The organism is Bacillus sp. 220_BSPC (assembly GCF_001054655.1).
GTDB lineage: Bacteria > Bacillota > Bacilli > Bacillales > DSM-1321 > Peribacillus > Peribacillus frigoritolerans.
Genome location: NZ_JVPL01000170.1, coordinates 1 through 11,055, shown reverse-complemented (window position 1 = coordinate 11,055; position 11,055 = coordinate 1). Strand labels below are relative to the sequence as shown.

At 36.0% G+C, this 11,055-nt stretch carries 8 protein-coding genes and 3 pseudogenes; 2 read left to right on the top strand and 9 right to left on the bottom strand.

Annotated features, from left to right (window positions below):
- The 4 genes and pseudogenes from ADA55_RS11605 to ADA55_RS11590 all read right to left on the bottom strand — a co-directional run.
- Positions 1 to 239: pseudogene (locus ADA55_RS11605) on the bottom strand (stage V sporulation protein AD); the annotation flags it as partial.
- Positions 239 to 718 (bottom strand): stage V sporulation protein AC, encoded by a 480-nt coding sequence (gene spoVAC, locus ADA55_RS11600; protein WP_048683806.1) that lies wholly within the window; start codon positions 716 to 718, stop codon positions 239 to 241. The pseudogene ADA55_RS11605 and the gene spoVAC, both read right to left, overlap by 1 nt.
- Before the next feature lie 20 nt (positions 719 to 738).
- Positions 739 to 1,209, bottom strand: coding sequence for a YhcN/YlaJ family sporulation lipoprotein (locus ADA55_RS11595; protein ID WP_048683802.1), 471 nt, complete (start codon positions 1,207 to 1,209; stop codon positions 739 to 741).
- Positions 1,210 to 1,289: 80 nt separating this feature from the next.
- A complete protein-coding gene (locus ADA55_RS11590) occupies positions 1,290 to 1,496 on the bottom strand; it encodes a DUF1657 domain-containing protein (protein ID WP_048683800.1) in 207 nt (68 codons plus the stop codon).
- A 651-nt stretch (positions 1,497 to 2,147) separates the two neighbouring features.
- Between ADA55_RS11590 and ADA55_RS11585 the strand changes: the two genes are divergently transcribed.
- On the top strand, positions 2,148 to 2,606 hold the full coding sequence (locus tag ADA55_RS11585) for a hypothetical protein (protein WP_048683791.1): 459 nt from the start codon (positions 2,148 to 2,150) through the stop codon (positions 2,604 to 2,606).
- Positions 2,607 to 3,425: 819 nt separating this feature from the next.
- Here the strand turns inward: ADA55_RS11585 and ADA55_RS11580 are convergent.
- From ADA55_RS11580 to ADA55_RS11560, 5 genes and pseudogenes are all read right to left on the bottom strand, one after another.
- Positions 3,426 to 3,686 (bottom strand): annotated as a pseudogene (locus tag ADA55_RS11580) (ATP-dependent DNA ligase); the annotation flags it as partial.
- Positions 3,687 to 4,299: 613 nt separating this feature from the next.
- The gene (locus ADA55_RS11575) at positions 4,300 to 4,743 is read right to left on the bottom strand and encodes a cell wall hydrolase (RefSeq protein ID WP_048683788.1); all 444 of its coding nucleotides are present in this window, start codon (positions 4,741 to 4,743) and stop codon (positions 4,300 to 4,302) included.
- A gap of 271 nt (positions 4,744 to 5,014) precedes the next feature.
- Positions 5,015 to 6,484 (bottom strand): aldehyde dehydrogenase family protein, encoded by a 1,470-nt coding sequence (locus tag ADA55_RS11570; protein WP_048683785.1) that lies wholly within the window; start codon positions 6,482 to 6,484, stop codon positions 5,015 to 5,017.
- A 218-nt stretch (positions 6,485 to 6,702) separates the two neighbouring features.
- The gene (locus ADA55_RS11565; protein WP_048683782.1) at positions 6,703 to 7,380 is read right to left on the bottom strand and encodes a cyclase family protein; all 678 of its coding nucleotides are present in this window, start codon (positions 7,378 to 7,380) and stop codon (positions 6,703 to 6,705) included.
- Positions 7,381 to 7,423: 43 nt separating this feature from the next.
- Positions 7,424 to 8,791: a purine-cytosine permease family protein gene (locus tag ADA55_RS11560; RefSeq protein WP_048683776.1), complete on the bottom strand. Its 1,368-nt coding sequence runs from the start codon at positions 8,789 to 8,791 to the stop codon at positions 7,424 to 7,426.
- 1,009 nt (positions 8,792 to 9,800) lie between these two features.
- On the opposite strand from ADA55_RS11560, the pseudogene ADA55_RS31370 reads away from it, so the two are divergent.
- A pseudogene (locus tag ADA55_RS31370) lies at positions 9,801 to 10,778 on the top strand (IS110 family transposase); the annotation flags it as partial.
- Positions 10,779 to 11,055: the final 277 nt, after the last annotated feature.

Here is an 11,055-nt window from a genome sequence, read left to right as displayed (position 1 = left end):
AGGAGAAACTGAACCTGTTCCTTTTGAATTCCGCCTTTTTCCATGGCTTTTTGACAAGCTTCTTCAAAAATTATTTTATGAGCTTTTTCATAGGAATCCTGATTAAGCCATAAATCGGCATGCAGAAGATCAAAATCTTCCGCGATAGCTCCATCTGCTTCAAATGGCCCTCCGACTGTACCTGTAGAAATAATCACGGGCTTTTGTTCGAAGACCCATGTACGATGACCTTCTAACATCACAAACCACCCCACTGTATAAGAATTGTTTTAATCAAGGCAATGACAAACGCCGAAAAGACGCCAAATAGAATAACCGATCCTGCGAGTTTAAACATATTACCGCCTACCCCTAATACGAACCCTTCAGTTCGGTGTTCAATCGCTGCAGAAATGACGGCATTGCCGAAACCAGTAACCGGTACAGCCGTCCCAGCCCCGCCAAATTGAGCCATACGATCATAGACCCCGAAACCTGTAAGAAGCATCGTAATAAAAACTAAAGTCCCTACGGTTGGATTTCCAGCTGTTTGGTCCGTAAAATCAAAATAATAAATATAAAAGGCAGAAATGAGCTGTCCGATCAGACAAATAAGGCCTCCTGTTAAAAATGCTTTTATGCAATTTTTAACCACTGGTCTTTTTGTTTCTCGATGTTTTTGAATCCCTTGATATTCTTGTTGAACAGGTGTCAATTGTTTCTTTTGTTTATTCGACATGGTCCGACTCCTCTTTCTCCTTAGGTTTTTTCTTTCATCAGACTTTTGATTTTATTAAAATCCTTTTCTACTTCCTTCCGATTTGTGTTATCCTTTTGGATTTTTTGTTCTAATTGATCAAGTTCCAAATACATTTTTGAATCGGTCGAAACCAAGATTTTATGATCTGGATAGTCTTTTTCCAAGTCTGATTTCACGCTCTTTTCGATTTTCTTTAATCGAAAACGATCAAAGTTTTCGACTTTGATCGCTATCAATAGCTCTTTATCCGTATTCACAGCCTTCACATCCGAAATGTCTTCCTCTGTGATAACCATCTTTTTTGCTTGATTCGCCACGGATTGATCGATTGACTTGCTTGTATGTACCTGTGAAATATTTAAATCCTCATGGCCCTCATCGGATTGAGGATTTCTATTACAACCTGAACCTAATCCGATAATAGTTAGTAATAAAAGAAAAATGATGAATTGGTTTATTTTATCTTTCATGAGATCACCCTTTGTTTATTATCATTGAAGGTAAAAAAGGTTGGTTGACACTCAACCAACCTTCCTTCTTAGCTTTTACATTATTGTTGTTTGTATTGGGGTTCTTCTTGTTCGATTTGTTGAATACGTGGTTCAATGCTGTCTATAACGGATTGAGTTTGTTTAGCAGCATCTTGGTAAAGCTGCTTTGCTTGTTCGTTGTCTGTCCCAAGAGAGAAGGTTTCAAAGCTAGCCTGAGCACTTTTTAAACCGGCAACAGTTGTCTTAACGTCATTAATTACTGTCATGAATAACACCTCCTTGTTTTATAAAAGGTTATTACTCTTTTAGAATGGTGAAAACAGAGCTTTATATACCTTCAAAATTTATCCACATTTTACATTTAAAATCCGCCATCAGAAGTAATTAAAAATAAATGACAAAATATATAAGAGCAACCGTATTCAAACGGTGCTCTATTTTATTGCTATAAACGATTCCAAACCCTCTTTAAATCTAATGGCACGAATACCTTATTACCATGTATTTCCTTATGTATGATGAGTTGTGAAAAGCATGGATCTACACTTAACCCTTCTGTTTTATGCCTAGCTGGATTTATTCCAAATAAATGTTTAAAGTCTTCGGGTAACTGCATAACATTAGCTCCTTTTTTATTTTTTATAAAGAACAATTCTTAATATATCCATCAAGAATATTTTTAGTGCAAATTTGAGTGAACAACACATCAATTTTCCCAAATAGTCAAAACCAACCAATAAGGGGGGTGAAAATTGAACAAAGTACATTTGACATTTATTGTTCCTTATGTGGGTACGTTAACCAGGACCACATGCAATATTGGAAGTATTCAGGCTAATGCCTAGTCCATGATAGTAATGGAACATAGTATAAAATTGTGGTCATTATAAATGGGGAAATCATAAAGAGGAGGTTTTTTGGAAATAGAAGAACAAAAACAATACCGGGAAGATTTGTTAGAATGGTCTAATCACATTTATTATCATTGGGAAAGTATGAAGCCGAGGTTTTCAAAACTCTTTGATATAGAAAGCTTAGAGGAATGGGAAGAGTCTTGTCGTGAATTAAAAGTAAAATTACAGGAAGATTTAAATGTGGATTTCGATGACTATCAGAAAGCTAAAAGCCTATATGAAAAGTGGGAACTGCTACATGGAGAATCACAGGGTTATGAAGAAAAAGAAGGGGTACTCGATGTGAGAAAGGTAGCTGAGCCACATGATTCTGATAAGGGAATAATAATGGTAAGTCAGGAGGTAAACGATACAGTGGAAGAACTTGATAAAGAATGGGTTGAACTTATTCAAATGGTTAATAACTTGAAAATACCGATACAAGAAATCAGAAATTTTGTATCAGACTATAAATGGGAATAAAGTTGATAAAAAAGAGAGTAACATCCAGATAACTCATGTTTTTCATATTCTTATCATTCATCTAAAACCATAACTGTTCATTTTTAGTGATTGATTGTACCAACTGATAAATACTTATCTATAAACAACAGTGAAAAGCTTTACATTTTTTCATTTTTCTAATAGTCAGTTATACTAAAATATTAAGAAGCATACATTAAAAAACCCCCGCCTGGATTTGGGGGCTGAACCCAAGATGGAATGTTTGAATAATTAATTGGGGTTGGAGAGATATTATTTACTGACCTTTCATCACCCTGTCTCAAGCCTGGAAATTTGATACAGGGTTTTATTTTTTTCCAAGGTTAGTGTGCAGGAGTGTCCTGGTCCCCCCGTAAGTATAAATAACTATTTAAATACTCGGTGGCAGGATATTTTAACATAGAACTTGGAAGTACAAGTTGGAGTTGTTATGTATATTTAAAAAAATTAAGTGTATTAAGCTAATCTTAAGTATTTACGTCCCTTTTTATGCGAGTAAACAAAAACTTAGAAATGTTTATTCTACGGACAGGATTGTGAAGGATTGTACTTAAACTAACGGGTGCGTTAGTTCATTAAGAACGGTTTTTAAACGCCTTTATTTATAGTTGATATTGATAAAATTAGCATAGCATAGGGAAATATTTAACACCGTTCGCAATTACTTGAACGGTGTCATTTGTGTTTAAGATCAAATTATACAACTGCATTGTCACCAAACTGGTGCGTTTTTCTTTGTTTATATGTAAATAAAGAATAGACAGTTATTCTATCACTCTTTCAATTGTTTAAGATAAAGATAATTGCTTCAAAATCAGGCTTACCCTGTTGATCAGTCACAATTATTTCACCATCAAGAATAGTTCCATTCGGAATATCCAATTGGAGCAGTTCGGTGAATTTCAATGTGACCTCATTATTGTGGCGAGTATACAATTTAATCTGATCATTAAACTTAGAAAGAATCAAACGAATTCCATCAAGCTTTAGCTCAGTTATGAAATTATCGTCCTCGAAGGGTTGCTCTGTTTTGTGCAATAGCATTGGAGAAATAAACAAAGTTACCACCTCAAGATAATTGTAGCACTAATATCACGATATCTCTTAGGTAGATAATGTAAAAACATCCTCGACAGGGGTGCGAAATCTTTCACCGTTATAAAGTTAAATCACTTATTATCATATCCTAAGCTTGATTCTCACCAAAGATATATTATTAATTTCTTTTGGCGGTTTACGCTGCTGCTAATCTCAGGAATCTTTTGCAATACGAATTTGAAAGGCCTCAAACAATTAACGATCTCCCTTATTTCCTGCTTGATTTCTTCCACTAAAAATTGACTGATGATAATCAGTATTATGTAAACTTATCACCTGTCTTTACCCTAAATTGAAAGTACTATTTACTTCGGCCACCCCATTTTTAGAGATAGGCAACATTTATTTCCTTGTGTTCAAACCTTTATTGGTTTTCTTGAACTAACCTGCCCCTTTAGTTCCATAAGAAAAAGCTGCCTTAAAGACAGCTCCGATCTTCAGCTAACGCACCCGATAGTTTAAGTACAATATTTCACAATCTTACTTTTTTGGATAAATACTATTACTAAAAGTTTTATTTTAATTTGTGTGAATTTTATGAAAATGCGCAAAAAAGCTTACTCAAAGAGTAAGCTTAACCTCCGGTATAAACACTTTCACATGTTCCAGGTTGTGGTTCATAATAACAATGATTTTTAAATTGACCAGATGCAGGTTGACCGTACCATGTTGGAGGGCATGGACCATATGGATTAAAATACCAAAGAGCATATTTTGATGGGTGTTCTCTCCAATAATCCAAAGTTTGTTTTGCTAATCTTTTTTCAGAAGATCTTGCCCTTTGATAAAATACATTCCCTTTTTGAACAGCTTCAAAGGAAAAATTTCCTCCTTGTACTTGATAAATAACTTGGGAAATTGTTCTTATACCTTTAAAGTCTAAACAATCTGCTTTAACACGATTAACAACTACATTTCCAACATATAACATTCCCTGTTTTCCTTCACCTTCGGCTTCTGCTCTCATCATCCTTGCTACTAAGTCAATGTCCGAACTTCGGTAACTTACTCTTGGCATTTTTTCACCCCCAAAATAAAGTATGAAAAAAAGCCTACATTCATGTCATTGTTTATAAAATAAGAATGCTTAGTTTTTAAAGCTTATAGTTTTTAAGTAAAATGAAAACTATCGCATTCTTTTTATACCTTTCTTCAACTAAACTGCCCCGTTAGTTCCATAAGAAACGGGGAAGAAAGGGCGTTTAAGAGCGGTAACACTCAATAGGTATTACCGCAATGAAATATAAATATAAAGTAGTATTCTTTCTTTTTGAAGAACTTCTAACCCTCTAAAATTTATACCAACCAAGTGATTCTACACTTTTTTGTGTATTTACGTGTTTTGTTTCCAAAAAACCGTCCAATCCTTCTGGGCCAAGCTCTCTCCCAATTCCGCTTTGTTTGTACCCTCCCCAAGGCGCTTCCACGTATGGTGTATGATAGCTGTTAATCCAAATCGTTCCCGCTTTAAGTTCCCCAGCTATTTTTTGTGCTCGTTCCTGATTACCAGATAAAATCCCCGCAGCAAGGCCAAATTTCGTATCATTTGCTAATTCAATGGCTTCTTTTTCCGTGCGGAAAGATTGAACTGTTACAACTGGACCAAATATTTCCTCTTGCACTATTCTCATATTTTGTTTTACGTTCGTAAACACTGCCGGAGTGATAAATAGACCTTTGCGATTTAAACGCTCTCCACCGAATAATAGGGTTGCTCCTTCTTCTTTTCCAATGGAAATATACCGCTCAATTTTGGCCAAATGTTCTTTTGAAATAATGGCACCCATTTCCGTATTTTGGTCAAATGGGTCACCAATTCTCAATTTTTGAAGCTTTTCATTAAGTTTTCCTAAAAATGTTTCATAAAGGTTTTCATGCACAAGTAATCGGGAAGAGGCCACACAAACCTCCCCTTGATTTAAAAATGCACCATAAATAGCCAATTCAGCTGCTAAATCAGCATCCACATCATCAAAAATAAGAAAAGGTGATTTTCCGCCAAGCTCTAAAGATACCCGTTTAAACGATTGAGCACATAATTCGATAACTTTTCTTCCAGTTTCCGAACCACCAGTAAATGAGACTTTATCCACTTTATCGCTAGTCACCAGAGCTTCACCGGGTCCCTTACCAGCACCTAAAACTAAATTAAACACACCATCCGGCACATCGCATTGATCTAACAGTTCTGTAAACAGAATTGATGATAAAGGAGTTATTTCTGAGGGTTTAAACACGATTGTATTTCCAGCTGCTAGAGCTGGTGCTATTTTCCACATCCCAAGTAAAAATGGAAAGTTCCAAGGAACAATTAACGAACAGACACCGATAGGTTCTTTGTGAACTTTACTGACAGACCCATCTTCCATTTTGATACGCCTTGGCTGCTTTTCAACTATTAAATCCACATAATAGCGCAAACATGCAATTGAATCATCTATGTCTAGTTTTGCTTCATTATATGGCTTGCCTGTATTAATAACTTCCAATTTAGTCAAATCGTCTTTTGCGTCTTCCAAGCGTTGGGCTATTCTTTTCAGAGTTTCAATTCTTTTTCCTTTATTGATTGCCCAATCGTTTGTTCGGAAAGCATCGAAAGCTGCCTGTATGGCCAGTTCAACCTGTTCAACACTCGCTTCGTGTATTTCAGTCAAAAATTCCTCATTAGCTGGATTGGACAGAACTCTTTTTTCTCCTTCACCCTTCAGCCAGTGTCCGTTAATGTATAATTGGTCGCATTTTTCTAGTAGTTTTTTCAAATGATGCACTCTCCCTAAAAATTTATTTATTAATCAGCTAAATCCTCTACAACTTCGGTAGCTGAAACATAGCATGCTGAAGTTTCCTTGTGTAGTAATAGTGTCCAAAATTGGTATAAAGGTACTTACTACCTTCTTAGGATACTTTTATGACCTGACATTATTTGAGGATAATCTTTATTAATAGCTTGAAAGTAAGGAGATCGAATCCTTATCTATCAATTTTTTTGTGTATCGATTTTATAATCAACTTTCATTGCTACCGCTCGTACAGGTGAACCATCCGCACCTACAATCCGTAAAGGAAAAGCGCTGATGAGAGGATTAGGAAAATCTATCGCTCCAAAATTAGTTAGATTTTCCGCGATGATTCCGTTTACCTTGGCCACTGCATCGTGGATAGGAAATTCTGTACCACCTGTACGATCGATATTGATTGTATCGATGAAAAATGTGCGAATTCCCCTTTTTATCATTTCATGAATAACATCTTCATGAACATAAGGATGACGAAAAAATGATTCCTTCGCTACATATCGTGACCAACCTGTATAAAACAAAACGATTTTTCCAGAAGCGAGTTGATCCAAGTAAGGTTCCACATCTTTCAGGGTAATAGCTTCTTCCTCCCCTTTTTCTGTTACTGGAATTATTACTCCAATCCCAATAAATAAACGCAAATCTGATTCATCAATACGTTGGCCCTCACTAATAAAATGGTATGGTGCATCTACATGAGAGCCTGTTTGTGAACCAAGATGTATATGAAGAAGATTATACCCGTCCATTTCTAGAGTTGTAGCAACACTAATGTTCGGTTCAGGATCTCCAGGATAAATAGGTGTATCATTCGTTAATTGGAGTGATAAATCAACAATTTTTTCAATTTTAAGCATAACTATGCCTCCCTTTCTGCGTCGCATATTTATTTGTTATTTTTTATATGACTTCAGATTCTTTGCTTTCTTCCTGCACCCTGATTTTTCCCGTAACTTTCATTAGCCCTGAATAAACTACGCAGGTAAGCAGGAAGGTTACTATTGTAGTTCCTATGGAAAGAGGTTGTACGTAGGTAAAGTAATAAGAGAATCCAGCTCCGATAATAAAAGAAATATAAGCAACATAGTTAATCCCATTCCGATACCAGTAAAGCTTGTTCTCGCCAGAAATAATCTCAGAAGCATCATACAGGCTGCGTTTAAGAAGGTAGTAATCTGTCAACATAATAGATACAACTGGTATAAAAAGACTTCCGATCATTATTAGGAAGCCTTGGAAATTCGAAAGTAACCAATCTTTAAGCAGGGCACCGCATATACAAATGATTCCTATTGTTAGCGCAACTTTCCAGAATCGCTGTTTCTTAAAAATCGCTAAGTAAGAAATCGTGGCACTATATAAAACCATTGTGTTCGTTGATACAACAGAGATGAAGATAACTAGCGCAGCAACAAGACCAAAAACAGGATTGGATTCTCCGATTAAAACAGTTGGGTCATACGTTCGTGTCATATTATTCAATAGTGAAAATCCAGAGACAGTTGCCCCAAGTGTCATCGCAATAATTGTTGCGGTACTAAACCCAAAATAAGTTCCAATCATACCGCCTTTTTCTGTTTTACAATGGCAATTATGATCACTTACCATAAGCATCCAGGAAAAAACAGTTGCAACTACAATATCAAATGCCACTATAGCAGTTATGGACGTATTATCAATTGTTGTCATTTGAATTAAACTTCCTGCATCAAATTTAATAAACATATAACCAAAAACGATAACAACCAGTATAACCATTAAACTAACGATAAATTTTTCCGCGCTCTCAATTACACGGTGGCCGTACATAGCCAATAGAACAACTAGCGCTTCAGTTAGAATCGTAAATAAATTAATATTGGTGTATCCTGTCAAATAAAATACCGCTTGATTTAGGCTCAGAGCCCCCATGTATGCCTGTACCCAACTCCAGCCGATGAGAACAAGAGTGTTCACGGCTGTAGGCAATACTGCTCCTCGCTGACCGAAGGCTCCTCGAGCAAATATCATGGTGGGTAAGCCGGTGCGAGTCCCTATATTCCCCATTAAAATTAATGGTATTCCACCTACTAACGTTCCGATTATAATTATTGTAAGCGCTTTTGGATATGCCATGTCAGGAACAAACAGCATGCCAGAAAATACTGTGGTTACTACAACATTAGAGCCTAACCAAAGAAATAAAGTAGAGAACCAACTCATTGACCTTTCATTCATAGCGATTGGTCTCATACGATCTATGCCATTTGTTTCAGGTGAATTCGACATCCAATTCTCTCCCTATTCCACTAAAATTTCGCAGTAAATTTTATCATTTGGCTTTAATCAATTTTCTGCTTATTAGGTCTTTACCTTCAATTGTATTGATTTTTTTTGACAATGCTTTGTGTGCATTTCAGTCTGATAATAGCCTTTAATAGCTTTGGACGACGTTAAGTCATCACGTTATCAACACTATTGTAGACGGACTTGCAACGGCTTCTATCTACAGCATATTGAACGCCCCCATGTTTTTCATAAGTATGTAAACACTCCTTTTTCTTGAATAACGTCTGAAAAGTATCAATTTACATATTACTTAAGCAAGATTCGCGCCAATTTACTACACAGATATTGACAGCCAATTCCGCTAGTTTTTTTGATATATTGATTTAAAATCTAATCAATTTCTTATTTTCTGATTTAATTTTTAATTATTTCCTCTTTTTAATTTATATTTTAATCAACATCTATAGACATAAAAGGAGGGGAACCTATTTGATGATGGAATGACAATTCGGGTTGATCAGCAACATAATAAAGGGGAACTAGCTTATGCTACAGAAGCAACCAAAGAATTGTTCTATTTGGTTTCGAACAGTTAAACCTTAATCGTATATGGGCAATGGCTATATCTAAAAATCCAGCTGCTTCAAAGTTATGTTAAAACTTGGAATAAAAAATGAAGGTTCAATAAAACAGCATATCTATCAGGCTGAACCATATGAAGACGTTGACGTATTTGGGTTTACAAACACAAATTTTAAACAACTAAATTCTTAAGTCTTGTTCAACTAACAGGTGCGTTCGTATTATAAGGTCGGCCAGTAAAAATTACTGTTGATCTTTTTTAATAGAACCTATTCTATCAGTAGCCAGGATAGGACGTACGGGTGCGTGGAAATTGATCCCGTGAACTATAAACTGTCCGCCCCTACTTGTAGAAACATGTTTGAGGCTGGTTGGGACTACATGGAGGACTAGGGGTACTGATTAGTAAGTAGAGGAGGAAAAAACAATGAATCCAGTTGTTGGTCTGGATGTGGCAAAAGGAGAGAGTCAAGTTCAGGCAATTTAAACCGTATGGGAAGAGCTTTTCAATGAAGCTTATCAAAGAGGAATTAGATCATTTTTTAGACTTTCTAAAAGAAGTTGAAGAGGTGACAGGGCAGATGCCTATGGTCATTTTAGAATCTAGGGCATTACCATACTCCCGTTATTCAATACTTGGCGGAACAAGGAATTCTATATATCTTACTAAATCCGATTATTTCTTATCAGGAAAAGAAAACCAGTTTATGGAAGGTAAAAACAGACGCAATCGCTACGTACCAGTTGTGTGTGCTGTATTATAAAGGTGAACCTCATAAAATTAGAGGGATTCAGCTTTTAGACCTTCGGAATTTGTCAACACAACAGGAAATCGTAACGAATATGTATGTGGAAGCTAAACTTCAGTTTCACACCATTTTAGATCAAGTGTTTCCTGAATACCGGAAGGTTTTTGGGGATCTATATTCAAAGGTTTCTTTATTGATGTTAAAGGAACATCCTACTTCAGAGGCGGTATTAACAGCCGGAGAAAGTAGACTTGCAGAGAGTGTTATAGAGTTCTGTTCTAGCCGATTGAGTGAATGGGCATGGGAAAAATCAAAAAAATGATGGATTCCGCATCTCGAAATCCATTTCAAAAAAAACGTGTATGAAAGTCACGTAATCAATCTTCGTATGTATATTGAGTTGCTTTTTCATTACCAGGGACACCTTCCTGATTTGGAAGATCGTATAGTGACCTTGGCAAATGAAATGGAAGAATATAAGATTATCCAATCGATTCCCGGTATAGGAGAAAAAATTTGCAGCCACGATTATCTCTGAAATTGGTGAAATCGTTCGGTTTAATCATCCGAAAAAACTGGTTGCCTTTGCTGGAGTAAATCCAAGTGTTTACTCATCGGGTAAGTTTACGGACACCATTAATCGTATTACTAAAAGAGATTTTCGTGGTAGATGGTGGCGGCGAGGATTGCCGCCATAGAAGTTCTTATGGAACTAACCTGCCCCGTTAGCCATCCATGAATCGCAAAAATCGGCGATTCACCACAAAGAATGAAAATGGTTAGGAAGTGTCAATACTGATACTGACCTTAATCCAGTCAACCCTAATCCATAGTCTAATTAATTAACGCTCTCCTCTTTTTTTTAAACGATTGAGTAGGGTCTTCTTAAGTATTGTCATTTTTCATTTTTAAAGAAACTTATTTTCATGGTAG

What these genes read in the sequence shown, in the direction of transcription:
- ADA55_RS11560 (WP_048683776.1), bottom strand. Translation starts at nt 8,791, where the DNA reads ATGTCGAATTCACCTGAAACAAATGGCATAGATCGTATGAGACCAATC.
- spoVAC (WP_048683806.1), bottom strand. Translation starts at nt 718, where the DNA reads ATGTCGAATAAACAAAAGAAACAATTGACACCTGTTCAACAAGAATAT.
- ADA55_RS11575 (WP_048683788.1), bottom strand. Translation starts at nt 4,743, where the DNA reads ATGCCAAGAGTAAGTTACCGAAGTTCGGACATTGACTTAGTAGCAAGG.
- ADA55_RS11590 (WP_048683800.1), bottom strand. Translation starts at nt 1,496, where the DNA reads ATGACAGTAATTAATGACGTTAAGACAACTGTTGCCGGTTTAAAAAGT.
- ADA55_RS11595 (WP_048683802.1), bottom strand. Translation starts at nt 1,209, where the DNA reads ATGAAAGATAAAATAAACCAATTCATCATTTTTCTTTTATTACTAACT.
- ADA55_RS11565 (WP_048683782.1), bottom strand. Translation starts at nt 7,380, where the DNA reads ATGCTTAAAATTGAAAAAATTGTTGATTTATCACTCCAATTAACGAAT.